Consider the following 25717-nt stretch of genomic DNA (forward strand, 5'->3'; position numbering starts at 1 on the left):
GCCGCATGTCAACGATCCGCCTCCTCGTGCTCGGCGCGGTCCGTATGCACGGGCGGGCCCATGGCTACCAGGTGCGCAACGACCTGGAGTACTGGGGCGCGCACGAGTGGTCCACGGCCAAACCCGGCTCGATCTACCACGCGCTGAAGCAGATGGCGAAACAGGGCCTGCTGCACGCCCACGAGATCGCCCCGTCGACGGCCGGGGGCCCGCCGCGCACGGAGTACGAGGTCACCGGGCAGGGCACCGAGGAGTACTTCCGGCTGCTGCGGGAGGCGCTGGTCACCTACGACCAGCGCGCGGACGTGAAGACGGCCGCCGTCGGCTTCGTCGTCGACCTGCCCCGGGCGGAGGCGGTCGCGCTGCTGAAGGAGCGGACCCTGCGGATCGAGCAGTGGCGGGCCGCCGTCCTGGAGCACTACGTGCCCGAGGAGGGGCCCGGGCAACTGGGGCACATCGGCGAGATCATGAACATGTGGGTCCACACGGCCGACTCCGAGGCCGAGTGGACCCGCGGTCTCATCGAGCGCATCGAGGGCGGCGCCTACACCTTCGCCGACGAGGGTGAGCCGTTCGTCGGGGTCCTGGCCCCGGGCGAGGAGAACCCCTTCGCCACGGGGGAGCGGCATCCCGGGGACGACCACTAATCAAGTTTGACGAATGGCTCGGGCGGGGATACCTTCGAGCCTGTAGTCAAGTTTGACTAGAAGGGGAGGCTCAGTGGCCGACGCGGCGATCACCGTCGAAGGCGCGGAGAAGACGTACGGCGACAAGAAGGCGCTGAACGGGCTCGACCTCACGGTCGCGCGCGGCACGGTGCACGGGGTGCTCGGCCCGAACGGCGCGGGCAAGACCACCCTGGTGAGGGTCCTGTCCACCCTGCTGCGACCCGACGCGGGCCGGATCGAGGTGGCCGGACACGACGTGGTGCGCGAGGCGTACGCCGTGCGGTTGCGCATCGGCCTGCTCGGCCAGCACGCCGCGCTCGACGAGGAGCTCGGCGGCCGGCAGAACCTGGAGTTGTTCGGCCGGCTGCACCACCTGGGCGCGAGGCGGGCACGCGCGCGTGCGGACGAACTCCTGGAGCGGTTCGGCCTGGCCGACACCGGCCGCAAGGCGGTCCGGCAGTACAGCGGCGGCATGCGGCGCCGCCTGGACCTCGCCGCCTCCCTGATCACCGAGCCGGAGGTGCTGTTCCTGGACGAGCCCACCACCGGCCTCGACCCGCGTGGCCGCGCCGAGGTGTGGGCCTCCGTCCGCTCCCTGGTCGGCGGCGGTACGACGGTCCTGCTCACCACCCAGTACCTGGAGGAGGCCGACCAGCTCGCCGACCGCATCTCGGTCGTCGACGCGGGCCGGGTGATCGCCGAGGGCACCGCGGACGAACTGAAGGCCGAGACCGGCGGCGACCGCATCGACGTGATCCTGCGCGACGCCGGTCAACTGGGCGCGGCTCTCGCCCTGCTGCCCCTCACCGGGGTGAGCGTGGACGCCGACCGCCGGTTGCTGAGCGCCCCGGTCACCGACCGCATGGAGGCGCTGGCCGGGGTCGTACGGGCCCTTCAGGAGGCCGGGATCGAGGCGGAGGACATCGCCCTGCGCCGGCCGACGCTGGACGAGGTGTTCCTGCACCTCACCGGAGACGACCACCGAGTGAAGGAGGCCGCGTGAGCGCCTACGCCCTGACCGACTCCTGGACCATGACCCGCCGTGAACTGGCCCGCTGGGGACGGCAGCCGGTGCAGCTGGTCGTCAACCTGGTCTTCCCGGTGATGCTGCTGCTGATGTTCGGCTACCTCGTCGGCGGCGGCCGGGGCGTGAGCGGCGAGTACCGCGACTACCTGATCCCCGGCATGCTCGCGCTCACCATGGCCTTCGGCCTGGAGGGCACGATGCTCGCCGTGACGCAGGACCTCAACAAGGGCGTGATCGACCGCTTCCGCTCGATGCCGATGGCCAACGGGGCCGTGCTGGTGGGCCGTTCGGCCGCCGACATGCTCCAGTCGGCGCTGGCCCTGGTCGTGCTCATCGGCGTGGGCACCGCCCTCGGCTGGCGTCCCGGCGGCGGTCCGGCGGCCCTCCTCGCCGCCGCGGGCCTGCTGCTGCTCTTCCGGTTCGCCATGCTGTGGATCGGTATCCACCTGGCCCTGGTGGCCGGCAAGCCGGAGATGGTGCAGGCCGTGCAGATCCTGGTCTGGCCGGTCGGCTTCCTCTCCAACGCCCTGGCCCACCCCGGCTCCATGCCCGGCTGGCTGGGCACGGCCGTCGAGTGGAACCCGATGTCCCACACGGCCACGGCCGTACGGGACCTGTTCGGCGTGCCCGGCGCGGAGCCCGGGCACGTGTGGGCGGCGATCGTCTGGCCCCTGGCCCTGCTGGCGGTGTTCTTCCCGCTGGCGGTACGGCGGTTCGGCCGCCTGAGCCGCTAGGACACCCCGTAGGGGGTGTCCGCAAAGTCCTGCCTGCCCCGCGACGCCCGGCACGCACTCTCGCCGCACCGGGCGAACACCCGAGTACAACCAGTACGCGGGTGCCCGCCCGGCACGCCGAGAGCACGCACCGAACGCCGCGGGGCCCGCCCTCCGGGCGAACGACGCGACTTTGCGGACACCCCCTGGCCCTGGCAGAAGCCACCTAGTGGTGGAAGCCGGTCGCCGTGCCCCTGTCCTCGGTCAGCGGGCGCGGCTGCCGGCGCAGGTCGGGCAGCAGCCGCTCCATGTCCTGCGCGAGCAGCTCCGCGAGGTCGGCGGAGAAGCCGTTGCGGCACACCACCCGCAGCACGGACAGGTCCTCCCGGTTCTCGGGGAAGGTGTACGCGGGCACCAGCCAGCCGCTCTCGCGCAGCCGCCGGGAGACGTCGAAGACGTCGTACGCCGTGACGTCCGGCGCGGTCGTGAAGGCGAACACCGGCAGCTCGTCGCCCCGGGTCAGCAGCCGGAAGTCGCCCAGCGCCTCGACCCGCCCGGCGAGCCCCGTGGCCACGTCCCGCGCGGCCTGCTGGACGACCCGGTAGCCCTCCCGGCCCAGCCGCAGGAACGTGTAGTACTGCGCCACGACCTGCGCGCCCGGCCGGGAGAAGTTGAGCGCGAACGTCGGCATGTCGCCGCCCAGGTAGTTCACCCGGAACACCAGCTCCTTCGGCAGGGCCTCCGCGTCCCGCCACAGCGCCCAGCCGACACCCGGGTAGACGAGCCCGTACTTGTGCCCCGAGGTGTTGATCGACGCCACCCTCGGCAGCCGGAAGTCCCACACCAGGTCCTCGTCGAGGAACGGCGCGACCATGGCGCCCGACGCCCCGTCGACGTGCACGGGGACGTCGAGCCCGGTCCGGTCCCGCAACGCGTCCAGCGCCGCGCACAGTTCGGCGATCGGCTCGTAGGAGCCGTCGAAGGTGGAGCCCAGGATCCCGACGACCCCGATGGTGTTCTCGTCGCACAGCTCGGCGGCGGCCTGCGGGTCCAGGTGGAACCGCTCGCCCTCCATGGGCACCAGCCGGGCCTCCACCTCCCAGAAATTGCAGAACTTCTCCCAGCAGACCTGCACGTTCACGCCCATCACCAGATTGGGCCGGGCCCCCGGGCAGCGGTCGGCGTTGCGCGTCGCCCAGCGCCGCTTCAGCGCCATCCCGGCGAGCATGCACGCCTCGCTCGACCCGGTCGTCGAACAGCCCACGGCCCGCGCCGGGTCCGGCGCGTTCCACAGGTCGGCGAGCATCGCCACGCAGCGCCGTTCCAGCTCGGCGGTGCGCGGGTACTCGTCCTTGTCGATCATGTTCTTGTCCCGGCACTCCGCCATCAGCACCCCGGCCTCGGGCTCCATCCAGGTGGTGACGAAGGTGGCGAGGTTCAGCCGCGCGTTGCCGTCGAGCATCAGCTCGTCGCGCACCAGCTGGTGGGCGGTCGCCGGTGCCATGGGCTGGTCCGGGAGCCGGTGGGTGGGCGGTGACTCGGCCATGGCGCCGAGCGGGTTGGCGGGGCCGTAGAAGGGGTTGACGGACAGGTGGCGTTCGCCGGACCGGGCGGAGCCTTCGTGGAGCGGCATGGGTGCCTCCGGGGGTGGGTTCGAGAGAGGGGCTTCAGTGGACCGGTGTGCCGTCCGCGCGCAGCTGCATCTGCGGACGGCCCGTCACCAGCAGCCAGGCCGGCAGCGAGGCGATACAGAGCACGGCGATGATCCCCGGCGAGGCGACCAGCACCGCGGCGACGAACAGGCTCACCCAGCCCTGCCGGGTGATGGCCAGCAGCAGTCCGAGCACCGCGGCCGAGACCCCGATCGAGGGATGCACCCCGGACACCAGGGCATGGGCCCCCAGGCCGAGGGCGGTGCCGGCGAACACGGCCGGGAAGATGCGCCCGCCCCGGAAGCCGCAGGACGCGGCGACCAGCAGCGCGGCCAGCTTCACGACCGTCAGCAGGGCGTACTCCCCGGCCGACCGGCTGTCCGGGTCGCGCGCGAGCTCGGCGATCTCGTCGAGTCCCTTGAACAGCGTCAGATGCCCGCCCAGGGCCGCGAGGGCGCCCAGCACGAGGCCGCCCGCCGGGAGCATCAGCATCGGGTGGCGCAGCCGGCGGAAAGCGCCGTGCACGTACGGGAAGGACCGCACGGCGGCCATGCCGAGCAGTGCGCCCACGGAGGCGACCACGATCGCCGCCAGCAGGTCGCTCCAGCCGGGCCGTCCGAAGGAGGGCAGGTCCAGGTCGAAGCTCGGATGGTCGATGAGGGTGGCGGTGAGGGCACCGGCCGTGCCGGCGGTCAGCGGTGCGAAGACGTTGTCCCACAGCAGTCCACGCGTCTCCCGCACGGCGAGCGCCTCGGAGATCACCAGGGCCGCCGCGACGGGTGTGCCGAACAGGGCGCCGATCGTCGCCGCCTCGGCCAGCGCCGGCCAGAGTCGGCCCGGCGCCCGCGGCACGAGCCGGGCGCCCAGCCAGGCAGCCAGGGCGACGTTCACGGTGATGACAGGGTTCTCGGGGCCGAGGCTGGGCCCGCCGGCCAGCATCAGCGCGGTCACCAGCAGCAGCCCCGGCAGCACGACGGGCGGCAGTACGGGGGCGTCCAGCCCGATGGTCGCCGGATCCGGGCCGGCGTGCCCCGGCACCTTCCACACCACGAGCCCGACCGCGACGCCCGTCGCGAAGAGCATCACGACCATCCACGCCACGGAGTACCGGCCGATCCCCAGCGCGTCCGGCAGCGGCCCCCAGAGCACGTCCTGGAGCTCCCCGGCGGCGACTTCCACCCCCACCAGGACCAGGCTGGACAGGATCCCCACGGCCAGAGCGGGCAGGATCGTCGGCAGCAGCGTGCGGGCGGGAGTCGCGGGGGTGACGGAGGGCGCCTGCTGCGCGGGATCCTGGACCACGCGCACACCATAAACGCCTCAAAGAAGACAAATCGGAAACACGCTTGCACCTCACGTGGCGTGAGGCCCGACCGTGGAGCACGGAAGAAGAAGGGAGCGGAAGTGAGCTACTCCGTGGGACAGGTCGCGGGCTTCGCCGGCGTCACGGTGCGGACCCTGCACCACTACGACGACATCGGCCTGCTCGTCCCGAGCGAACGCAGCCACGCGGGCCACCGGCGCTACAGCGACAACGACCTCGACCGGCTGCAGCAGATCCTGTTCTACCGACAGCTCGGCTTTCCGCTCGACGAGGTCGCCGCCCTGCTCGACGACCCGGACGCGGACCCGCGCGCACACCTGCGCCGGCAGCACGAACTGCTGACCGCCCGGATCGAGAAGCTGCGGAAGATGGCGGCGGCCGTGGAGCACGCCATGGAGGCACGCAAGATGGGACTCAATCTCACGCCCGAGGAGAAGTTCGAGGTCTTCGGGGGCAAGGACCCGGAGCAGTACGCCGAAGAAGTGGAGGAGCGCTGGGGCGGCACCGACGAGTACGCCGAGTCGCAGCGCCGCACCGCGAGCTACACCAAGGGGGACTGGAAGCGCGTCCAGGCCGAGGCCGCCGACTGGGGCGAGCGCTACGGCGCCCTGATGGCGGCGGACGAGCCGCCCACCGGCGAGGCGGCCATGGCCCTGGCGGAGGAGCACCGGCAGCACATCTGCACGTGGTTCTACGAGTGCTCCTACGAGATCCACCGCTGCCTGGGGGAGATGTACGTCTCCGACGAGCGGTTCAAGGCGTTCTACGACGCGATGCGCCCCGGTCTCGCCGAGCACCTGAGGGACGCGATCGTGGCCAACGCGGCACGTCACACCTCCTGATCCCCGGCCCGGGAGTGCCTCACTCCCGGGTCAGGACCACCGCCGTCCCGTACGCGCACACCTCGGTGCCCACGTCCGCCGCCTCCGTCACGTCGAAACGGAACGCCACGACGCCGTTGGCACCACGCGCGCGTGCCTGTTCGATGAGTCGTTCCATGGCCTGGTTGCGCGTCTGCACGAGCGTCTTGGTGAGCCCGCGCAGCTCGCCGCCGACCATCGACTTCAGCCCGGCGCCGATCTGGCTCCCCAGGTGCCGGGAGCGCACGGTCAGGCCGAAGACCTCGCCGATCACCTCGCGCACGTGATAGCCGGGTACGTCGTTCGTGGTGACGACGAGGACCTCGGGCTCCGGGCCCTGACCGCCGCCGTATTCATCGATGCTCATGGTGCACAGCTTTGACCGGGACCGCGCACAGTGCATCCTGAGTACGCCCATGGAACCTGGGTCGTGACGGCTGCGTTGATACGTTGAGGCAGCCAGCCCCAGCCCGTACCCCACAGCAGCAGGAGCCACATCCCCGTGACCACGCTTGCGCTCGGCCCCGAGTGGCTCAGCCCGGACTACCTGATCGAGACCTTCGCCCTGCCGGGCATCCTGCTCATCGTCTTCGCCGAGTCCGGACTCTTCGCCTTCCTCCCCGGCGACTCGCTGCTGTTCACCGCGGGCCTCTTCGTCGCCCAGGGCCAGTACATCAGCCAGCCGCTGTGGCTGGTCTGCACGCTGATCGTGCTCGCCGCCGTCATCGGCGACCAAGTGGGCTACATGATCGGCAAGTTCCTGGGCCCGAAGCTCTTCAACCGTCCCAACTCCAAGCTCTTCAAGCAGGAGAACCTGGACAAGGCCCACGAGTTCATGGAGAAGTACGGCCCCAAGGCGATCGTCCTGGCCCGCTTCGTCCCCATCGTGCGCACCTTCGCCCCCATCGTGGCCGGCGCCGGCCGCATGCAGTACCGCACGTTTCTCACGTACAACGTCATCGGCGGCATCGCCTGGGGCACCGGCGTCACCGTCGCGGGTTACTGGCTCGGCCAGATCGACTTCATCAAGAAGAACGTCGAGTCGATCCTCATCCTGATCGTCCTGCTCTCCGTCGTCCCGATCATCATCGAGTACCTGCGCGACCGCTCGAAGAAGAAGCGCGCGGCGGCGCAGGCCCCCGCGGAGCGGCAGCAGCAGCCCCCCGCCATGGACGACGCGACGACCCAGCTCCGCCGCATCGCCCCGGACGGCCAGCCGCCCCACCAGCAGCCGCAGCAGCCCCCGTACGGCAACCAGAACGGCTACGACGACCAGCAGTACTACGGCCAGTACCCGCAGAGCCCGGGCTACGGCCAGCAGCAGCCCTACGGCACCCCGCAGCAGCCGTACGGCACCCAGCAGGGTCCGTACAACAACGGCTACTGAGCCGCCCTGCCCGCGGGGGCGGGGCACTGAGCGAACAGCCCCCACAGGCCCACGGCCGCCAAGCCGACCTTCAGAAACCTCTGGTCCGCTTGGCGGCCCGTCGCTTCTCCGCGGACCCGATCCGCAGGAACATGCGGGAGATCTCCGACCCGAGATTCACCCCGATGGCGATGGCCATGGCGAGCGCCACCGCCTTCGACAGCGACACCAGCCCCTCGTCGATCTCGTTCTGCGCGATCGCCAGCAGCCCGAAGTACGTCGCGGAACCCGGCAGCAGGGGCCCGATCGCCGCGGTGGTGTAGGGCAGGGCGGAGGCGAACTGGTACCGGGACAGCAACTGCCCGAACAGTCCCACCAGCCCCGCGGCCGCCGCCGTGGACGCCACCGGCGAGATGTCCCCCACGTAGTGCATCGCGCCGTACACGACCCACGCGACACCGCCGTTGAGCGTCACCCACACCACGGTGGATCGTTCCTGCTGGAGCAGCACCGCGAACGCCAGTGACAGCAGCATCGACGCACCGATCATCATCACCGGGTCGTCGGACGCCCCGAGCGCCTGGTCGGGGTTCAGCCGCGCTCCCAGCTGCACGCCGAAGTACAGCACCAGCAGCACACCCGCGACGATGCCGACGAAGAAGTACAGAACCTCCAGCAGCCGCGCGGACGCGGTGATGTAGAAGCCGGTCAGCCCGTCCTGCACCCCCGCCACCAGCGCCCGCCCGGGCAGCAGCGCGAACAGCCCACCGGTGATCACCGCGGAGGCCTTCACATCCACGTGGCCCAGCGTCAGCGCGACCCCGATCGCGGCCGGCGGCATCGCGGCCACCGTGAACTGGTAGAACTCCGGCAGCCCGCGCCCCGCGCACAGCCACGCAAGCCGGTCACCGAGCATCGCGCCCAGCGCCGCGGCGACGAACACGATCAGGTCGCCGCCCACGAGCACGGAGGCCGCACCCGCCAGCAACCCGCTCGCACCGGTCAGCGCCCAGCCGGGGTAGGGGTGCCGGTTACGGCGGATCTCCGCCAGCCGCCGGTAGGCCTCCTCCAGGGAGACCGCCGTCTCGTCGTCGCTGAGGTCGTCCACCAGCTGGTACACGGCCGCCAGCCGCGTGTAGTCGGTGCCCCGGCGGCGCACGGTCCGCGACGCCGTGATCGGGTCGTCGACGAGGGAGGGCTGGTACGAGATCGCCAGCAGCGTGAAGGTGACGTTGGGCTCGCAGCGGTCCAGGCCGTACGACCGGCAGACGGCGAACATCGCCGCCTCCACGTCCTCGGCTCCCTCACCGCCCGCCAGCAGCAACTCGCCGATGCGCAGCGTCAGGTCGAGCACGCGCGGCACCGCGGGCCCGCTCTCGTCGCTGCCGCGCTGGATCGCCTCGGGCGCCGGGCGCTCCGCCACCGGCATGCGCAGCATCGTGCGCATCCGGTCCTGCCAGGGCACGTCCTTGGTCAGGCTGACCACCGGGATCCCGCTGGGCGGTGTGAAGGCCGTCGGGGCATGCTTCGAGCTGTACGTGCTCGGCGGGGTGAACGCCGACCCCTCCTGCTCCACCGGAGGCGCCGCATGGACGTCCAGCCCCTGCGGTACGGCGAACTCGGACGTCGTCTCGGACTCCGTACCGGCCGCTCTGTGCAGGGCCAGACCCTCGGGGATCGCGAACTCCGACGTCGTCGACATGTCCCCGTCGACGCCGGTCCCGGCCGGAGGCAGGAACGCACTCCTCGCCTCGTCCGACGTCGGCTTGCGGTCCTCCGCGTCCGTCACTGCCTGGCGCTCCCTGTACGACACGTCAGCCTCGTACCCCCCACAGCCTCAGTATGCGCACAGGCGGACGAACGGGCCGCACGCGCAGGCGTGCGGCCCGTGAGCATCAGGGGGAGGGGGTCAGTGACCGCCGCTCTCCTTGAAACGCTTGTAGGACCGCTCGATCTCGATCTCGGCGTCCGTACGGCCCACCCAGTTGGCGCCCTCGACCGACTTGCCGGGCTCCAGGTCCTTGTAGACCTCGAAGAAGTGCTGGATCTCCAGGCGGTCGAACTCCGACACGTGGTGGATGTCCCGCAGGTGCTCCACACGCGGGTCCGTCGACGGCACGCACAACAGCTTGTCGTCGCCGCCCGCCTCGTCCGTCATGCGGAACATGCCGATGGCCCGGCAGCGGATCAGGCAGCCCGGGAACGTCGGCTCGTCGAGGATGACCAGCGCGTCCAGCGGGTCGCCGTCCTCGCCGAGGGTGTTCTCGACGAAGCCGTAGTCGGTCGGGTAGGCGGTCGAGGTGAAGAGTCGCCGGTCCAGGCGGATACGACCGGTCTCGTGGTCCACCTCGTACTTGTTGCGCGAACCCTTCGGAATCTCGATCGTGACGTCGAACTCCACCGGTGGCTCCTCCATGATCAACACATAGTTCTGGTGGTTAAGTGTCCCTCACGCAGGTGTGTGTTCGCGAAAGGGGCTGGTGGTCGTGCCGGAGCTGAGGCCTTGGCGGGCCGCGAGACCGCACGTGGTGCGGCTCGCGGATGCCGTGCGACCGCGCCTGGCCCGCGCCGCAGCGGCCACGAAACCACAGCTCGCGCGGCTCGCGCGAGCCGGGAAACCGCAGGTCGCGCGGGTCACGCGGCCGAAGACCTGGCAGTACACCGCGGGCGCCGCCACCGCCGGGCTCGCACTGGCCGCCGGTGTGGTGACCGCCGCCGGCCCCTGGGACTACTCGGGTCAGCGTACGGCCGAGCGGGACCGGGCAGTGGCCCTGGACCGCCCGGGTGGCACAGATCACGGCAGCGCCCCCGGCGCGCCCGGCCGGCCCCGGCCCGCTCCCAGCGCCGGACCGGTGCTGACCGGTCTCGGCGGCGTCAGCACCGTGAAGTCCGCCCCGAACGGCAAGGCCCTCGCCGGCGTCCTCACGCCCCTGCTGAAGGACCCGGCCCTCGGCCCCCGACCCGCCGCGGCGGTCATCGACGTGACCACCGGCAGGCGCCTGTACGGCAAGAGTCCGGACGCCGCGCTCACCCCCGCCTCCACCACGAAGATCGCCACGGCCGTCGCCGCGCTGTCCGCGATGGGCCCCGACCATCGCCTCACCACCCGCGCGGCACTGGAGCCCGACACCAGGGAAGTCGTCCTGGTCGGCGGCGGCGACCCCACGCTCACGGCCCGCGAGAGCACCGGCGGCGCGGCGAGCCTGCGCACCCTGGCCGCCGGGACGGCCGCCGCCCTCGCCGAGCGGGGCGTCCGCGAGGTGACGCTGTCCTACGACACGACCCTTTATGCGGGCGACGAAATGCACCCGATCGGCGTCGACGGCAACCTCGCCCTCGTCAGCCCCCTGATGGCCGACGAGGGCCGCACGAACGACTCGACGCGAGGCCCGGCCGAGCGCGTGCCCGACCCGGCGGCGGACGCGGCCCGCCGGTTCGGGGATTTCCTGAAGACCTACGGCATCAGGACCACGGCCCCCGGCCCGTCCAAGGCCACGACCCGGGCCAAGACCCTCGCCGCGGTCTCCTCGCCCCCGCTCTCCGCCCTCGTCGAACGCATGCTGACCAACAGCGACAACGACATCGCCGAGGCCCTCGCCCGCCAGACCGCGATCGCCACCGGCCACCCCGCCGACTTCGCCGGTGCCGGCACGGCCGTCGGCTCCCGGCTGCGCAAGCTCGGCCTCCCCCTGAACGGCGCCGCCTTCAAGGACGGCAGCGGCCTGAACCGCGCCGACCGGATGACCCCCGACCTCCTCACCGCGTTGCTCGCGAAGGCGGCCGACCCTTCCCACCCCGAACTCCGCCCGGCCCTCACCGGCCTCCCCGTCGCCGGCTTCACCGGCACCCTGACCAGCCGCTACACGGACGGGGCAGCCGGCGTCGTCCGCGCCAAGACCGGCACCCTCTCGGGCGTCCACGCGCTCGCGGGCACCCTCGTCGACGAGGACGGCCGCCTGCTGGCCTTCGCGTTCATGGCCGCGGACACGGACCCCGGCCGGCCGGCAGCGACCCAGCAGGCCCTGGACAGGATCGCGAGCGAGCTGGCGGCGTGCGGCTGCCGGTAGCCGGCCCGCCCGCGCCGACGCCCCCGTCTCGCGGCGGCCCGTGCTTCTGCCTGAGTTCCGCCCGGCGCAACGGGCGGGCATGGCCCCGGTGCCGCTGTCGTGCCGAGAGGCGGAAGTTCTGTCCGACCTGACCCCGCCGAAAGCCGAGTCCCCGGAACGAACCCGGCATCACCCGGCCCTCGCCGCCCTGCCCCAGCGGCGAGCGCTCACGTACGGTTGACGCATGACGAGCATCGGTGGTGCTTCAACCGGCATGGTCGACTGGAATCTCGCGGTCGCGACCGCGACCCGGCTCGTGCGGCCGGGCCCCGAGGTCAGTCGCGACGAGGCCCGGGCCGTCGTCGCGGAGCTGCGCCGGCATGCCAAGGCCTCGGAGGAACACGTTCGCGGATTCACCCGTCTGGGCACCGAGGAGGGGCACGACACCCCCGTCCTCGTCGTCGACCGACCAGGCTGGATCCGGGCCAACGTCGCAGGGTTCCGGGAATTGCTCAGGCCCCTGCTCGACAAGATGCAGGAACGGCGCGGCGACACCCCGGGCGGCGCGGTCATGAGCGCCGTCGGCGGCAAGGTCACCGGCGTCGAACTCGGCATGCTGCTGTCCTTCCTGGCCTCCCGCGTCCTCGGCCAGTACGAGACCTTCGCCCCGGCCACCCGCGAACTCCCCTCCGGCCAGAACGGCGGCGGCCGACTCCTGCTCGTCGCCCCGAACATCGTGCACGTGGAGCGCGAACTCGACGTCGACCCGCACGACTTCAGGCTCTGGGTGTGCCTGCACGAGGAGACACACCGCACCCAGTTCACCGCCGTGCCCTGGCTGCGGGACCACCTTGAGGGTGAAATCCAGTCGTTCCTGGCAGAGACCGACGTCGACCCCATGACCGTCCTGGAGCGTGTCCGGGAAGCCGCCCAGACCCTCGCCGGAGGCCGCCCCGAGGCCGAGGAGGACGACGGCGGCCGCTCCCTCGTCGAGATCGTGCAGACCCCCGCCCAGCGCGAGATCCTCGGCCGCCTCACGGCCGTGATGTCCCTGCTGGAGGGCCACGCCGACTTCGTGATGGACGGCGTCGGCCCGGCCGTCGTGCCGTCCGTCGGAGAGATCCGCGAGAAGTTCCAGCAGCGCCGCGCCAAGGGCGCCTCCCGCCTGGACCTGGCCCTGCGCAAGCTGCTCGGCCTGGACGCCAAGCTCCGCCAGTACCGGGACGGCGAACGCTTCGTGCGGGCCGTCGTCGACGAGGTCGGCATGGACGGCTTCAACCGCGTGTGGACCTCGCCCAACACCCTCCCCACCAAGTCGGAGATCGCCAAACCGGCGGACTGGGTCGCGCGGGTGCATCGCAGGGCCGAGTAGTGAACACCGCGGGAAAGTCGCGAAAGGAATCCGGCCGACGGCAGGCGAACGCCCCTCCAATCACCCGTCCGAGGGACCGTGAGGCAGGGGTAGGCGTGCAATGCTCGGGGAACGGCCCGGTTCTGTCACCATCTACACACTCTGCGTGACCGGCACGCGGGCTCACCCCCCGAAAACTTCATGAAGGGAACCGGACATGGGTCCCCATCCTGCGGTCGCGGCGATACGCCTGGCGGTCCGCCGCGTCCTCCACGACCTCCTCACCGAACACGACCGCGCCCCCGCCGCGGTCCCGCGCGAGTTTCCCCCAAGCTCTCGGCTGCGCTCGAGCAGGGAGGTACCCCCGCCCCCGCCGCTCGTGCTCGTGGCGTGCTCCGGCGGCGCCGACTCGATGGCCCTCGCCTCCGCCCTCGCCTTCGAAGCCCCGCGGCTCGGCATCGGAGCCGGCGGCGTCACCGTCGACCACGGCCTCCAGCCCGGCTCCGAGGACCGCGCCGCGGAAGTCGTCCAGCGCCTGCGTGAACTCGGCCTCGACCCCGTCGACTCCGTCGCCGTCACCGTCGGCCGCGCCGGCGGACCCGAAGCCGCCGCCCGCGACGCCCGCTACGCCGCACTCGACACCGCCGCCGAACGCCACGGCGCCGCCGCGGTCCTGCTCGGCCACACCCGCGACGACCAGGCCGAAACCGTCCTGCTCGGCCTCGCCCGGGGCTCCGGCATCCGCTCCCTGTCCGGAATGGCCGCGGTCTCGGGGGCCGGCGGCCGTTACCGGCGCCCCTTCCTGGAACTCGACCGGCAGACCGCCCGCAAGGCCTGCATGGTCCAGTCCCTGCCCGTCTGGGACGACCCCCACAACGCCGACCCGGCCTACACCCGCTCCCGGCTGCGCCACGAGGGCCTGCCCGCCCTGGAGAAAGCCCTCGGCAAAGGTGTCGTCGAGGCCCTCGCCCGTACGGCCCGGCTCTCCCGCGACGACGCCGACGCCCTCGACTCCTGGGCCTCCCAGGCCGAGGCCACCGTCCGCGACGCCGCCGGACTCCTGGAGTGCGCCAAGCTCTACGCCCTGCCGCCCGCCGTACGCCGCCGCGTCCTGCGCCGGGCCGCCATCGAGGCCGGGGCGACCGCCGGATCGCTGTTCGCCCGCCACATCGAGGAAATCGACCGGCTGATCACCGGTTGGCGCGGTCAGGGAGCCATCAACCTCCCCGGCAAGGTCGTGGCCCGGCGGCAGGGTGGCAGACTGGTGATTCGGCAAGGCTGAACCACGACCCCTCCCCGCAGTCGCCAGGAGGGGCCGATCGGCCGGTGGGACGACCGAAAGTGATGCGGGTGGACGCGAAAGACATGGGTGCCGACCTCGAGAAGGTGCTCATCACCAAGGAAGAGATCGACGCCAAGCTGGCCGAGCTGGCCGCGAAGATCGACGCGGAGTACGCGGGCAAGGACCTGCTGATCGTCGGAGTCCTCAAGGGCGCGGTGATGGTCATGGCCGACCTCGCCCGGGCGCTGTCCACCCCCGTCACCATGGACTGGATGGCCGTATCCTCGTACGGGGCGGGCACCCAGTCCTCCGGTGTGGTGCGGATCCTGAAGGACCTCGACACCGACATCAAGGGCAAGCACGTCCTGATCGTCGAGGACATCATCGACTCCGGCCTGACCCTGTCCTGGCTGCTCTCCAACCTCGGCTCGCGCGAGCCCGCCTCCCTCAAGGTGTGCACGCTGCTGCGCAAGCCCGAGGCCGCGAAGGTGGCCATCGACGTGGAATGGGTCGGCTTCGACATCCCCAACGAATTCGTCGTGGGCTACGGCCTCGACTACGCCGAGAAGTACCGCAACCTCCCGTTCGTCGGTACGCTCGCGCCCCACGTGTACGGCGGCTGAAACCCCGGCCGGTGTGCCGTGCCGGTGATCGGGAACCCCAGCGGGTTTCCCGCCGTTGGAGCAGGCGTAGGCGGATCGCCAGCTGTCCCACGCGGCTTCAGGTGACAATGCTGGGGTACCGTCCGAAGAACAGTCTTTATCAAACTCACTATGGCAGGAGGGACGGGGCGGCACCGCTCCGTATGGATGGACGTGAAGCGATACTTCCGTGGGCCGGTCATGTGGATCGTGCTGGCCGTCCTCGCCGTGGTCGTGTTGATGCAGGTCGTCGGCTCGTCCGGCGGCTACAAGACGGTGGACACCGGCCAGGTCGTCCAGGCGATCAACCAGAACAAGGTCGAGTCGGCCAAGCTGACCACCGGTGACGAATCGATCATCAAGGTCACGCTCAAGGACGGCGTGAAGGTCGAGGACAGCTCGAAGATCCAGGCGAGCTACATCGGCACCCAAGGCGTGGACCTCGCCAACACGCTGCAGAACAAGTACCAGGACAAGCAGATCCCGGACGGCTACACGGTTTCGCCGTCCAAGCAGAACCCGTTCGTCGGCATCCTGCTCTCCCTGCTGCCCTTCGTGCTGATCGTGGTCGTGTTCCTGTTCCTGATGAATCAGATGCAGGGCGGCGGCTCCCGAGTCATGAACTTCGGGAAGTCCAAGGCGAAGCTCATCACCAAGGACACCCCCAAGACGACCTTCTCCGACGTCGCCGGATCCGACGAGGCCGTCGAGGAGCTCCACGAGATCAAGGAGTTCCTCCAGGAGCCGGCCAAGTTCCAGGCCGTCGGCGCCAAGATCCCCAAGGGCGTCCTGCTCTACGGGCCTCCCGGCACCGGCAAGACCCTGCTCGCGCGTGCTGTCGCGGGCGAGGCAGGCGTCCCCTTCTACTCGATCTCCGGTTCCGACTTCGTCGAGATGTTCGTCGGTGTCGGTGCCTCGCGAGTCCGTGACCTGTTCGAGCAGGCCAAGGCGAACGCCCCGGCGATCGTCTTCGTCGACGAGATCGACGCGGTCGGCCGCCACCGCGGCGCCGGCCTCGGCGGCGGTCACGACGAGCGCGAGCAGACCCTGAACCAGCTGCTCGTCGAGATGGACGGCTTCGACGTCAAGGGCGGCGTGATCCTCATCGCCGCGACGAACCGGCCCGACATCCTCGACCCGGCGCTGCTGCGCCCCGGCCGTTTCGACCGGCAGATCGCCGTCGACCGCCCGGACATGCAGGGCCGTCTGGAGATCCTCAAGGTTCACCAGAAGGGCAAGCCGGTCGCGCCCGACGTCGACCTGTCGGCCATGGCCCGCCGTACGCCCGGCATGACGGGTGCCGATCTGGCCAACGTGCTGAACGAGGCCGCCCTGCTGACGGCCCGCAGCGACAAGAAGCTGATCGACAACCACATGCTGGACGAGGCGATCGACCGTGTGGTCGCGGGCCCGCAGAAGCGGACCCGGATCATGTCGGACAAGGAGAAGAAGATCACCGCGTACCACGAGGGCGGACACGCCCTGGTCGCGGCGGCTTCGCCGAACTCCGATCCCGTCCACAAGATCACGATCCTGTCGAGAGGCCGGGCCCTCGGCTACACGATGGTGCTGCCGGACGAGGACAAGTACTCGACCACGCGCAACGAGATGCTGGACCAGCTGGCCTACATGCTGGGCGGCCGCGCGGCCGAGGAGCTCGTCTTCCACGACCCGACCACGGGTGCCGCCAACGACATCGAGAAGGCCACCGGTCTGGCCCGCGCCATGGTCACGCAGTACGGCATGACCGAGCGTCTCGGCGCGATCAAGTTCGGTGGCGACAACACCGAGCCGTTCCTCGGCCGTGAGATGTCTCACCAGCGCGACTACTCGGAAGAGGTCGCCGCGCTGGTGGACGAAGAGGTCAAGAAGCTCATCGAGACCGCGCACAACGAGGCGTGGGAGATCCTGGTCGAGAACCGCGACGTCCTCGACAACCTGGTGCTGCAGCTGCTGGAGAAGGAGACGCTGGGCAAGGAGGAGATCGCCGAGATCTTCGCCCCCATCGTCAAGCGCCCGCCGCGGCCCGCCTGGACCGGTTCCTCCCGCCGTACGCCGTCCACCCGTCCGCCGGTCCTCTCCCCCAAGGAGCTGGCGCTGACGAACGGGGCGAACGGCGCGACGCCGGCCATCTCCACCGCGAAGAGCACCGCGGCGGAGCCGGCCCCCGCCCCGGCGCCCGAGCGGACCCCGGAGGACCGCCCCGAGAGCTGATCCGAGCTCTCCCGGCGGCCCGCCGCCCCGGAATGGATGCCGCGCCCCCCAGGTTTTAGCCTGGGGGGCGCGGCTTTCCGCCATTTCCGCAGGCCGCCCCGTGAAGGACACAGGAACGAGGCACCAGATGACCGACCCCGTGACGCTGGACGGCGAAGGCACGATCGGCGAGTTCGACGAAAAGCGTGCCGAGAACGCCGTGCGCGAACTGCTGATCGCGGTCGGGGAGGACCCGGACCGCGAGGGCCTGCGGGAGACGCCGACGCGGGTGGCGCGGGCGTACAAGGAGATATTCGCGGGGCTGTGGCAGCAGCCCGAGGATGTCCTGACGACCACGTTCGACCTCGGTCACGACGAGATGGTGCTCGTCAAGGACATTGAGGTGTACTCGACATGCGAGCATCATCTGGTGCCGTTCAGGGGCGTCGCTCACGTCGGGTACATCCCGTCCACCAGCGGCAAGATCACCGGGCTGTCCAAGCTCGCCCGGCTCGTGGACGTCTACGCCCGTCGCCCGCAGGTGCAGGAACGGCTCACCACGCAGATCGCGGACTCCCTGATGGAGATTCTGGAGCCGCGCGGGGTCATCGTCGTGGTGGAGTGCGAGCACATGTGCATGTCGATGCGCGGAATCCGCAAGCCGGGCGCCAAGACGCTGACGTCGGCCGTGCGGGGGCAGCTGCGGGACATGGCGACGCGGAACGAGGCGATGAGCCTCATCATGGCCCGCTGACGCCCTGCGTCACACCGTCGGCGCCGCTCCCGTGCCGTCGGTTTCCTCGTCGTCCGGGAGCTTGCAGACGCGCTCCAGGAAGAGGGCGGCCGCTATGACGCCGATGCCCGCGAGGACGGAGAAGCCGGCGTAGACGGCCTGGTCGCGGCGGGCGGGGATGTCGAGGGACTCCAGGAGGAAGACGCCGGTGCCGCCGTACATGCCGGCGACGAGGGCGGCGACCAGGGCGCTGGCGTGACCGAAGACGACCGCGCGGGCCGCCATGAGGGGGTCGACGCCCTTGGCCTCGGGGCGCCGCTCGCGCTGTGCCTTGAGACGGGCGCGGATCGAGAGCGCCGTGGCCAGCAGGACCACGGCGATCACGGCCAGGACGATGGGGGCGGCCAGGGGGACGCTGGGGAGCGTTCCGACCGAGTTCCACAGGCGGGCGCCCGCCCAGGACAGGACGCCGGCCACGACGAAGACGCCGGCCAGCACCCTGATACGCAGCTCTCTCACGGTGTCCCTTCGGTTCCCCCGGCTTGCGGCCCCGTTCGCGGCCGTCTTGACCTTAACGGCTATTCGGGCAGCCGGAGTTCCAGGTCCTTGCGGGGTGTCACACCGTCCCGGGTGACGGCGTCCAGCAGACCGGCGACCGGGCCGTGGCCGGGCAGCTGCGCCTCGGGGTCCAGGTCGTGCCAGGGCGCCAGGACGAAGGCGCGTTCGTGGGCGCGGGGGTGGGGGAGGGTGAGTCGCGGGTCGTCGGAGACGACATCGGCGTAGGAGACGATGTCGACGTCGAGGGTGCGGGGGCCCCAGTGCTCGTCCCGGACGCGGTGGAAGGCCTCCTCGACCGCGTGCGCGCGCTCCAGCAGCGAGGACGGCGGGAGGGTGGTCTTCAGGACCACGACGGCGTTGAAGTAGGCGGGCTGGCTGCCGGGCTCCACGCCCCAGGGCTCGGTCTCGTAGACCGGGGAGACGCCCTTGACGCGGACGCCGGGCGTGTCCTCGAGGGCGTCGACGGCTCCCTGGAGGGTCTCCAGGCGGTTGCCGAGGTTGGAGCCGAGGGCGACCACGGCCCGTTTGGGGTTGGACAGGGTCGTGTCGGCGGCGTCGACCTTCTCGACGACGGAGGCGGGCACCGGCTGTACGGTCGGGTCGGTCGGACCCTTGATGAAGGGCGCGGTCATACTCGGCTCCGGGTGATGGTGACGGTCACGTCGTCGAAGGGGACGGTGATCGGGGCGTCCGGCTTGTGGACGCAGACCTCGACCTCCTGTACCTCCTCGTGCTGCAGACAGACCTGGGCGATGCGCTCGGCGAGCGTCTCGACGAGGTCGACGGGCTCGCCCTGGACGACGGCCACGACCTCCTCCGCCACGATGCCGTAGTGCACGGTCTTCGCCAGGTCGTCGTCGGCCGCGGCCGGTCGGGTGTCCAGGCCGAGGACGAGGTCCACGATGAAGGTCTGGCCCTCCTCGCGTTCCTCCGGGAACACGCCGTGGTGCCCGCGGGCCTTCAGGCCGCGCAGCGCGACACGATCCACGCGAATCACTCCTGCAATCGTCGGTCAGGGCCGGTCGGTGCCGTGTGCGGTCGGCACACCGGCCTCGGTCGAATCTACCTGCGGGCACGGACGGGGCCGGGCCACGGGGTGGGGGCTTCGGCCGGGTCCGGCAGGATTCATCCGGCGTTTCCCCAGGGGAACCCGTCGGCTCACAGGCTGGTAGCCGCCCCTACCCGCGGGTTCGTGATTCCAACCACTTCCAGGCTCGTACCCACTCAGGCGGGGGTGTCGTCCTGCTCGTCCTCATCGGTTTCGGCGAGGACGGGGGAAGCGTGGTGCGACCAGAGTTTCCACCCCTGGGGCGTGCGCCGGAACACGTTGGTGGCGACCACGAGCTGTCCGACGAGCGGGCCGAGCTCCTCGCCGGCGCCCTCGGGCGCGGGGCCGCCGCTGAGGATGTTCTCCGTGCAGTTCACCAGGGCGGTGTCACCGGTGACGGAGACGTGCACGTCGGTCAGGAAGAACTGGATGTAGTCGGTGTTCGCCATGATCAGCGCGTACGACCGGAGGACCTCGCCGCGGCCGGTCAGCACGGGCCAGCCGGGGTGCACGCAGGAGACCACGCCGGTGTCGGCCGGGTCGTGGTAGGTCTCGTCGACGCCCAGGTCGGAGGGGGTCAGCCAGAGCGACGCCAGTTCCTCGAAGTCGCCCTGTTCGAGTGCCTCGTAGAAGGCGGTGTTGGCGGCCTCGACCTGCTCGACGTCGGTGTGCGGGGCGCTCACCGGGTTCCTTCTGCGCCGGTGCGTGCTCCTTCGATGGCGCGTGCGACCCGTACGGCGTCCGCCGTGGCGCGTACCTCGTGGACGCGGACCGCCCATGCGCCGGAGTGCGCCGCGAGCGCGGAGACGGCGGCGGTGGCCGCGTCGCGTTCGCGTGCGGGGGGTGGCGGGCCGTCGGGGGCGGCGAGGACCCGCCCGAGGAAGCGTTTGCGGGAGGCGGCGACGAGCAGCGGGTGGCCGAGGGCGAGGACCCGGTCGAGGCCCGCGAGGAGGGCGAGGTCGTGCTCGGCGTCCTTGGAGAAGCCGAGGCCGGGGTCGACGATGACACGGTCGGGGGTGATGCCGCCGGCCAGGACGGCCTCCACGCGTGCGTGCAGTTCGTCGACGACCTCGGTGACGACGTCGGCGTACTCGCCCCTGACGTTGCCGCCCTGGAGGAAGCCGCGCCAGTGCATGACGACGAAGGGGGCGCCGGCGTCGGCGACGGCCGGGATCATGCGGGGGTCGGCGAGGCCGCCGCTGACGTCGTTGACGAGGGCGGCACCGGCCGCGAGGGCCCGTTCGGCGACGGAGGCGCGCATGGTGTCGACGGAGACCGTGACTCCCTCGGAGGCCAGGCCGCGGACGACGGGGATGACGCGGCGCAGTTCCTCGGCCTCGTCGACCCGGGTGGCTCCGGGGCGGGTGGACTCGCCGCCGACGTCTACCAGGTCCGCGCCCTCGGTGACCAGGTCGAGGCCGTGCTTGACGGCGGCCGTGGTGTCGAAGAAGCGGCCGCCGTCGGAGAACGAGTCCGGGGTGACGTTCACGACTCCCATGACCGCGCAGCGGTCCCATTCCGGTAGGCCCGCCACGCGCCCGCGTCCGCTCTGGTTGCTCATATGTTCAGCGTAGGCCCCGGCGGGGGCCGTCAGGCGCTGCGGCCCGGGCGACGGCCCCGCGGGAGGGGCCGGGTCACGCCGCCCGGACGTCCCGTTCCGCCCTGGTGCCGTGGGCGCACGGGCGGTGGGCGGCGAGGCGCCGGCGGCGCAGGAAGCGCGGCAGGGGCAGGGCGAGGTTGACGAAGCCCTCGGCCTGCATGGCGGCGAAACCGATGCGGGGCAGGTCGGCGGAGGCGCGGTAGACGACGAAGCGCGGCTCCCAGCGCGGCTGGAACTTGGCGTTGAACTTGTACAGGGACTCGATCTGGAACCAGCGGGAGAGGAAGACCAGCAGTCCGCGCCAGGCGCGCAGCACCGGCCCGGCACCGATCTTCTCGCCGCGGGCCAGCGCCGCGCGGAACATGGCGAAGTTGAGGGAGACACGCGCGATGCCGAACCTGGGGGCGGCCTGGAGGGCGGCCACGATGAGCAGTTCGTTCATGCCGGGGTCGGCCGAGCGGTCGCGGCGCATCAGGTCCAGGGAGGCGCCGTCGGTGCCCCACGGCACGAAGTGCAGGATCGCCTTCAGATCGCCGTAGGGGCCCGGGTGCTCGTCCTGCTTGTGGGCGGTGGCGATGAGGCAGTCGCCGTCGGCGGGGTCGCCGACCCGGCCCAGAGCCATGGAGAAGCCGCGTTCGGTGTCGGTGCCGCGCCAGTCCTCGGCGGCCTGGCGGATGCGCTCCAGTTCGGCGTCGCCGAGGTCACGGACACGTCGTACCCGGGTTTCGTAACCGGCGCGCTCGATGCGCTTGACCATCTGGCGCACGTTGCGCATCGCGCGGCCGGCGAGGGAGAAATCCGCGACGTCCACCACCGCCTCGTCGCCCAGTTCGAGGGCGTCGAGCCCGGTCTCGCGGGTCCACACCTCGCCGCCGGTCTCGGAGCAGCCCATGACGGCGGGCGTCCAGGAGTGGGCCTTGGCCTCGTCCATGAACCGTTCGATGGCGCCCGGCCAGGCCTCGACGTCGCCGATCGGGTCGCCGCTGGCGAGCATCACGCCGGAGACCACACGGTAGGTCACCGCCGCCTTGCCGCTGGGGGAGAAGACGACGGCCTTGTCGCGGCGCAGGGCGAAGTGGCCGAGGGAGTCGCGGCGGCCGTGCTTGTCCAGCAGGGCGCGCAGCCGGGCCTCGTCCTCCTCGGTGAGCTGCGCGGCCGGGTGTTCGGGGCGGAAGGCCAGGTAGATGGTGGTGACGGCGGTGAGCAGGCCGAGGGCGCCGAGGGAGAAGGCGACGGTCCAGGAGGTGCTGCCCTGGTAGTCGACCGGGCCCTCGAAGCCGAACAGGCCGTAGATGACGTGGGTGATGCGGTCGGCGAGGCTCGGGTCGCCGACGATGCGCTCGCCGTGGACGCTGACGATGAGCAGCCCGAGCAGGAGCGAACCGGCGCTCATGAGGACGAAGTTGGCGAGGGCCCGCCAGCGGCTGCGTGGGTCGGGCAGGGCGTTGAACTGGTCGCGGTGGCGCAGCAGGGGTGCCAGCAGTGCCAGGGAGATCAGTACGCCCACCAGCGAGTGCCGGTAGGTGAACTGCGCGACGGCGCCGGCGGGCAGGAGCGCCACCGCGGCCCGCCACGCCCGGCGCTTGCCGCGCTTGAGGCCGTGGGCGAGCAGCAGCAACAGCACGCCGGTGCTGAGGGACAGGGCGGCCGCGAACGGGCCGAGCGCGCCGGGCAGGACCTCGGCGATGGCGTGCATCCGGCTGTGCCGGAAGCGGGGGAAGACGCCCGCGGCGATGTCCAGGACGCCCACCAGGGCGCAGGCTCTGCCGACGAGGAGGGGGACGGCCTCGGGGCGTGGCCCGCGCAGTATCCGGCTCGTGCGGCCCGGACGGGCCGAGCCGCTGCCGCGACTCGGAACCTCGCCCGACATTTCCTCATCTGTCCTGACAGACATCGCATCCCGTAGTTCTGCGAGAGACCTTGGATCCGGTGCCGATTCGGGCATCCGGCGACATTGCGCCCTCTAGGACGGTGTCTCGGGGAGAGAGGTTCACTCCCCATGTCAAAGCCGTATCAAAGGCCGAGGAAAGTCCGGGGCAAGCCCTTGCGAAGGTGTGATCGCCGGGGGGCCCGGACGGAGAGCGCGGACAGGTGACCGACCCATGGGTCTGACGAGCGACGAGGTACTGGTACTGGCGGTGCTGTCCGCCGTGCTGCTGTTCGCCGGCACGGTATGGCTGTGGCCACGGCTGGCCCGGCGCAGTTGGCGTGCCGTGGGCGGGCGCATCGGCCTGCTGCTGGGCACCCAGCTGGCGCTGTTCGCCGCGGTGGGCCTCGCCGCCAACCAGGCCTTCGGGTTCTACGCGAGCTGGGCGGACCTGTTCGGTCAGGAGAAGGACCAGGGCGTGGTCGTCGACCACACGCCGGGCGGCGGCCCGCTGGAGGTGGTCGGTTCGCGCCGGGTGCCGGGGGCGGGCGGGGCGCTGCCCCGGACCGGCGGCCGGATCCAGCAGGTCGACATCGTGGGCCGTACGACGCACATCGCCACGCCCGCGTACGTCTATCTGCCGCCGGAGTACTTCCAGCCGCGGTACCGCACCCACAGGTTCCCGACGGCCGTCGTGCTGACCGGCTATCCGGGTACGGCGTCGGCGCTGGTGGAGAAGCTCCACTATCCGCGTACGGCTCTGGAGCTGGCCCGGGCGGGCCGGGCGGAGCCGATGATCCTGGTGATGCTGCGGCCCACGGTGGCGCCGCCCCGGGACACCGAGTGCGTCGACATCCCGGGCGGTCCGCAGACCGAGTCGTTCTTCGCGAAGGATCTGCCCGACGCGTTGCGCACGCACTACAGGGTGGCCGAAAAGCCGAGCGGTCTGGGCATCATCGGCAACTCCACGGGCGGCTACTGCGCGTTGAAGATCGCACTGCACCATCCCGATGTGTATGCCGCCGGGGCGGGCTTGTCCGCGTACTACAAGGCACCGATCGACGCCACGACAGGTGATCTCTTCCAGGGCGACAAGGGGCTGCGCAATCGCGCCGACCTGTGGTGGTACCTCGCGCACAGGCCCGCTCCCGATACGTCCCTGCTGGTCAGCAGCAGCAAGCGGGGCGAGACCAACTACAAGGACACGCTGAAGTTCATAGAGCGGGTGAAGGGCAACGGGCGGACGGGGATCTCGTCGATCATCCTCGAAAGCGGCGGGCACAACTTCAACACCTGGCGGCGTGAGATTCCGGCGGCGCTGGAGTGGATGAGCGGGCGGCTGACCGGCCGCTGAAATGATCTTGGCAATTGGCCGGGCGGTCGATTCCGGTTCTCTCCGAGTTCTGATGCCGTGTGAACGTTTCGGTGTGGCTTTGTTTTTGCGGGGTGGGTCACCATGATTCGCCTACGCGCGGTAAGTTTCTGGCCATGCCACGTGGACGTCACCGCCATTCCCCGCCCCTGCACAGGATGCTGCCCCCGTCGGCGATCGCAGGCGTCTCCCTCGTCTGCGCCCTGGGGCCCTGGGTGTTCACGGAGCCGATGGTGCTCCGCGTTCTGGCCGCGGCCGCCGCGACGACGGCGGTCATCGGAGCGGTCGTGCTGCGCCATTGGGACACCCAGGCGGGCAAGCGCGTCGCCGATCTCACGCGCGCGCGTGCGAGCGACGAGTGGCGCTTCGAGGAGCGGGTCGCCGAACTGGAGGCCGACCTCGAGGAGTCGCGCGAGCTGCGCGGGAAGCTGGAGCAGCGGCTGCGCGCCAAGCGCACGGAACTGGCAGGGCTGCGCAACGAGCACGCCGCGCTGTTGCGCCGGTACGCCACGGCGGAGGCCGAGCGCGCCAGCGTCCTGGAGGAACGCCGGGTGCTCGAGATCGAGGCGACGGCTCCGGTACGGGCCGCGCTGACGGCGGGGACGTCGGAGGCCGCGGACGCTTCGTCGGGGCCGGGCGAGGCGCCTGCCGCTCTCGCCGTCGAGGAGGAGCCCGCGGTTCCCGCCGTGTTCTCGCCCGAGGGTTCCCGGCTGTTCCTGAGGGCCGCGGCCGCGCTGGCCCGGTTCGACGGTGAGACGGTCCCGGACCCGGACGGCGGTGGTGACGGCGACGGCGACGGCGTTCCGAAGGGGGAGGACGCGGAGCCCGCGCAGGAGCCGCAGCAGGAGCAGGCGGAGCAGCGGGAGCAGGCGCGGGAGGACGAGGAACGGGGCCGGTCCGAGGCGGTCGACGGGCACGAGCGCGCGACCGCCGAGACGTCCCAGCCGGGTGGCGAAACCTCCGTGCCGGCCGCCGAGACGTCCGTGCCCGGCGGTGAGACGTCCGTGCCGGCCGGCGAGACCTCCGTTTCGGGCGGTGAGACCGGTCAACTCCCGGAAGCCGTGCGGTCCGAGCAGCCCGCGGGCCGGCCCTCCGGGCACTACACCGTGCCGACCGCCGTGGCCGTCCCGCCGCAGTCGCCGGTACGGCGTCCACTGGCCGAGGGCGGGTTCGACTTCTTCGGCACGAAGGCGGGCACCTCGCGGGCGGCCCTGGAAGCCGTGCAGAACGAGGACCTCGCCGACGTCGTCGGCCAGGAGGCGCTCGCCCTGCACAAGGCCGAGACCGAGGCCCGGTACAAGCCGGCCGACGAGGAGTCGCGCGGTGTCGGCCAGGTCATCGACCTGACGGCGCACGACGAGACGGAGCAGATCGACGTTCAGGGACTGCGCAGCGCGGTGTCCTGACGCTTGCTCC

24 protein-coding genes are annotated in these 25717 nt (G+C 71.3%); 13 read left to right on the plus strand and 11 right to left on the minus strand.

What is annotated here, in order from left to right; translation table 11 throughout:
- The first annotated feature begins 5 nt into the window (after window positions 1-5).
- From ACIRDU_RS14785 to ACIRDU_RS14795, 3 genes are all read left to right on the plus strand, one after another.
- On the plus strand, window positions 6-647 hold the full coding sequence (locus tag ACIRDU_RS14785; RefSeq protein ID WP_403578786.1) for a PadR family transcriptional regulator: 642 nt from the start codon (window positions 6-8) through the stop codon (window positions 645-647).
- Window positions 648-720: 73 nt separating this feature from the next.
- Window positions 721-1671: an ATP-binding cassette domain-containing protein gene (locus tag ACIRDU_RS14790; protein WP_403578789.1), complete on the plus strand. Its 951-nt coding sequence runs from the start codon at window positions 721-723 to the stop codon at window positions 1669-1671.
- On the plus strand, window positions 1668-2429 hold the full coding sequence (locus tag ACIRDU_RS14795; RefSeq protein ID WP_403578791.1) for an ABC transporter permease: 762 nt from the start codon (window positions 1668-1670) through the stop codon (window positions 2427-2429). Before ACIRDU_RS14790 ends, ACIRDU_RS14795 begins: the two co-directional genes overlap by 4 nt.
- A 205-nt stretch (window positions 2430-2634) precedes the next feature.
- Here ACIRDU_RS14795 and ACIRDU_RS14800 read toward each other — a convergent pair whose 3' ends face one another.
- Both ACIRDU_RS14800 and ACIRDU_RS14805 read right to left on the minus strand, forming a co-directional pair.
- Complete coding sequence (locus ACIRDU_RS14800; RefSeq protein WP_403578794.1) at window positions 2635-4041, minus strand: glutamate decarboxylase; 1407 nt, start codon at window positions 4039-4041, stop codon at window positions 2635-2637.
- A 34-nt stretch (window positions 4042-4075) separates the two neighbouring features.
- Window positions 4076-5362 (minus strand): ion channel protein, encoded by a 1287-nt coding sequence (locus ACIRDU_RS14805; protein WP_403578797.1) that lies wholly within the window; start codon window positions 5360-5362, stop codon window positions 4076-4078.
- Window positions 5363-5464: 102 nt separating this feature from the next.
- On the opposite strand from ACIRDU_RS14805, the gene ACIRDU_RS14810 reads away from it, so the two are divergent.
- Window positions 5465-6226 (plus strand): MerR family transcriptional regulator, encoded by a 762-nt coding sequence (locus tag ACIRDU_RS14810; protein ID WP_403578799.1) that lies wholly within the window; start codon window positions 5465-5467, stop codon window positions 6224-6226.
- 19 nt (window positions 6227-6245) lie between these two features.
- Here ACIRDU_RS14810 and ACIRDU_RS14815 read toward each other — a convergent pair whose 3' ends face one another.
- The gene (locus tag ACIRDU_RS14815) at window positions 6246-6611 is read right to left on the minus strand and encodes a YbjQ family protein (protein ID WP_403578802.1); all 366 of its coding nucleotides are present in this window, start codon (window positions 6609-6611) and stop codon (window positions 6246-6248) included.
- 135 nt (window positions 6612-6746) lie between these two features.
- Between ACIRDU_RS14815 and ACIRDU_RS14820 the strand changes: the two genes are divergently transcribed.
- Entirely contained in the window at window positions 6747-7631 is an 885-nt protein-coding gene (locus ACIRDU_RS14820; RefSeq protein ID WP_403578804.1) for a VTT domain-containing protein, read from the plus strand.
- 70 nt (window positions 7632-7701) lie between these two features.
- Here the strand turns inward: ACIRDU_RS14820 and ACIRDU_RS14825 are convergent, their stop codons facing one another.
- Together ACIRDU_RS14825 and ACIRDU_RS14830 are read right to left on the minus strand one after the other, a co-directional pair.
- Window positions 7702-9399: a threonine/serine exporter ThrE family protein gene (locus ACIRDU_RS14825; RefSeq protein ID WP_403578807.1), complete on the minus strand. Its 1698-nt coding sequence runs from the start codon at window positions 9397-9399 to the stop codon at window positions 7702-7704.
- A 120-nt stretch (window positions 9400-9519) separates the two neighbouring features.
- Complete coding sequence (locus ACIRDU_RS14830; protein ID WP_033310291.1) at window positions 9520-10011, minus strand: inorganic diphosphatase; 492 nt, start codon at window positions 10009-10011, stop codon at window positions 9520-9522.
- 79 nt (window positions 10012-10090) lie between these two features.
- Here ACIRDU_RS14830 and dacB point away from each other — a divergent pair, with 79 nt between their 5' ends.
- From dacB to folE, 6 genes are all read left to right on the plus strand, one after another.
- Window positions 10091-11677, plus strand: a complete 1587-nt coding sequence (gene dacB / locus ACIRDU_RS14835; protein WP_403578810.1) for a D-alanyl-D-alanine carboxypeptidase/D-alanyl-D-alanine-endopeptidase — start codon at window positions 10091-10093, stop codon at window positions 11675-11677.
- Window positions 11678-11900: 223 nt separating this feature from the next.
- Window positions 11901-13028 carry a zinc-dependent metalloprotease gene (locus ACIRDU_RS14840; RefSeq protein WP_403578813.1) on the plus strand — a complete coding sequence of 376 codons (1128 nt, stop codon included), beginning with the start codon at window positions 11901-11903 and terminating at the stop codon, window positions 13026-13028.
- Window positions 13029-13224: 196 nt separating this feature from the next.
- The gene (gene tilS / locus ACIRDU_RS14845) at window positions 13225-14289 is read left to right on the plus strand and encodes a tRNA lysidine(34) synthetase TilS (protein ID WP_403578816.1); all 1065 of its coding nucleotides are present in this window, start codon (window positions 13225-13227) and stop codon (window positions 14287-14289) included.
- A gap of 62 nt (window positions 14290-14351) precedes the next feature.
- A complete protein-coding gene (hpt, locus tag ACIRDU_RS14850) occupies window positions 14352-14912 on the plus strand; it encodes a hypoxanthine phosphoribosyltransferase (RefSeq protein WP_030845937.1) in 561 nt (186 codons plus the stop codon).
- Between the two features lie 186 nt (window positions 14913-15098).
- On the plus strand, window positions 15099-17144 hold the full coding sequence (gene ftsH / locus ACIRDU_RS14855; RefSeq protein WP_403579017.1) for an ATP-dependent zinc metalloprotease FtsH: 2046 nt from the start codon (window positions 15099-15101) through the stop codon (window positions 17142-17144).
- 127 nt (window positions 17145-17271) lie between these two features.
- On the plus strand, window positions 17272-17877 hold the full coding sequence (folE, locus tag ACIRDU_RS14860) for a GTP cyclohydrolase I FolE (RefSeq protein ID WP_403578819.1): 606 nt from the start codon (window positions 17272-17274) through the stop codon (window positions 17875-17877).
- Between the two features lie 9 nt (window positions 17878-17886).
- Here folE and ACIRDU_RS14865 read toward each other — a convergent pair whose 3' ends face one another.
- The 6 genes from ACIRDU_RS14865 to ACIRDU_RS14890 form a co-directional block, all read right to left on the minus strand.
- Window positions 17887-18375 (minus strand): DUF3180 domain-containing protein, encoded by a 489-nt coding sequence (locus ACIRDU_RS14865; RefSeq protein ID WP_403578822.1) that lies wholly within the window; start codon window positions 18373-18375, stop codon window positions 17887-17889.
- Window positions 18376-18434: 59 nt separating this feature from the next.
- Window positions 18435-19046, minus strand: a complete 612-nt coding sequence (gene folK / locus ACIRDU_RS14870) for a 2-amino-4-hydroxy-6-hydroxymethyldihydropteridine diphosphokinase (RefSeq protein WP_403578825.1) — start codon at window positions 19044-19046, stop codon at window positions 18435-18437.
- Window positions 19043-19402, minus strand: a complete 360-nt coding sequence (folB, locus tag ACIRDU_RS14875; protein WP_403578828.1) for a dihydroneopterin aldolase — start codon at window positions 19400-19402, stop codon at window positions 19043-19045. Before folB ends, folK begins: the two co-directional genes overlap by 4 nt.
- A gap of 236 nt (window positions 19403-19638) precedes the next feature.
- Window positions 19639-20145 (minus strand): nuclear transport factor 2 family protein, encoded by a 507-nt coding sequence (locus ACIRDU_RS14880; RefSeq protein WP_366717884.1) that lies wholly within the window; start codon window positions 20143-20145, stop codon window positions 19639-19641.
- Window positions 20142-21023, minus strand: coding sequence for a dihydropteroate synthase (folP, locus tag ACIRDU_RS14885; RefSeq protein ID WP_403578831.1), 882 nt, complete (start codon window positions 21021-21023; stop codon window positions 20142-20144). Before folP ends, ACIRDU_RS14880 begins: the two co-directional genes overlap by 4 nt.
- Window positions 21024-21096: 73 nt before the next feature.
- Window positions 21097-22932, minus strand: coding sequence for a phosphatidylglycerol lysyltransferase domain-containing protein (locus ACIRDU_RS14890; protein ID WP_403578834.1), 1836 nt, complete (start codon window positions 22930-22932; stop codon window positions 21097-21099).
- 232 nt (window positions 22933-23164) lie between these two features.
- On the opposite strand from ACIRDU_RS14890, the gene ACIRDU_RS14895 reads away from it, so the two are divergent.
- Window positions 23165-24283, plus strand: a complete 1119-nt coding sequence (locus ACIRDU_RS14895) for an alpha/beta hydrolase (RefSeq protein WP_403578836.1) — start codon at window positions 23165-23167, stop codon at window positions 24281-24283.
- A gap of 134 nt (window positions 24284-24417) precedes the next feature.
- On the plus strand, window positions 24418-25707 hold the full coding sequence (locus ACIRDU_RS14900) for a hypothetical protein (protein WP_403578839.1): 1290 nt from the start codon (window positions 24418-24420) through the stop codon (window positions 25705-25707).
- The last annotated feature ends 10 nt before the right edge of the window (window positions 25708-25717 follow it).

It is taken from the genome of Streptomyces sp. NPDC093598, assembly GCF_044764825.1.
Classification (GTDB): domain Bacteria; phylum Actinomycetota; class Actinomycetes; order Streptomycetales; family Streptomycetaceae; genus Streptomyces.

Excerpts from the sequence above, each read along its gene's own strand:
- ACIRDU_RS14815 (WP_403578802.1), bottom strand. The coding sequence starts at position 6,611 with ATGAGCATCGATGAATACGGCGGCGGTCAGGGCCCGGAGCCCGAGGTC.
- ACIRDU_RS14895 (WP_403578836.1), top strand. The coding sequence starts at position 23,165 with ATGGGTCTGACGAGCGACGAGGTACTGGTACTGGCGGTGCTGTCCGCC.
- ftsH (WP_403579017.1), top strand. The coding sequence starts at position 15,099 with ATGGACGTGAAGCGATACTTCCGTGGGCCGGTCATGTGGATCGTGCTG.
- ACIRDU_RS14890 (WP_403578834.1), bottom strand. The coding sequence starts at position 22,932 with ATGTCGGGCGAGGTTCCGAGTCGCGGCAGCGGCTCGGCCCGTCCGGGC.
- hpt (WP_030845937.1), top strand. The coding sequence starts at position 14,352 with ATGCGGGTGGACGCGAAAGACATGGGTGCCGACCTCGAGAAGGTGCTC.
- folK (WP_403578825.1), bottom strand. The coding sequence starts at position 19,046 with ATGACCGCGCCCTTCATCAAGGGTCCGACCGACCCGACCGTACAGCCG.
- ACIRDU_RS14900 (WP_403578839.1), top strand. The coding sequence starts at position 24,418 with ATGCCACGTGGACGTCACCGCCATTCCCCGCCCCTGCACAGGATGCTG.
- ACIRDU_RS14840 (WP_403578813.1), top strand. The coding sequence starts at position 11,901 with ATGACGAGCATCGGTGGTGCTTCAACCGGCATGGTCGACTGGAATCTC.
- folE (WP_403578819.1), top strand. The coding sequence starts at position 17,272 with ATGACCGACCCCGTGACGCTGGACGGCGAAGGCACGATCGGCGAGTTC.
- ACIRDU_RS14800 (WP_403578794.1), bottom strand. The coding sequence starts at position 4,041 with ATGCCGCTCCACGAAGGCTCCGCCCGGTCCGGCGAACGCCACCTGTCC.
- folP (WP_403578831.1), bottom strand. The coding sequence starts at position 21,023 with ATGAGCAACCAGAGCGGACGCGGGCGCGTGGCGGGCCTACCGGAATGG.
- tilS (WP_403578816.1), top strand. The coding sequence starts at position 13,225 with ATGGGTCCCCATCCTGCGGTCGCGGCGATACGCCTGGCGGTCCGCCGC.
- ACIRDU_RS14785 (WP_403578786.1), top strand. The coding sequence starts at position 6 with ATGTCAACGATCCGCCTCCTCGTGCTCGGCGCGGTCCGTATGCACGGG.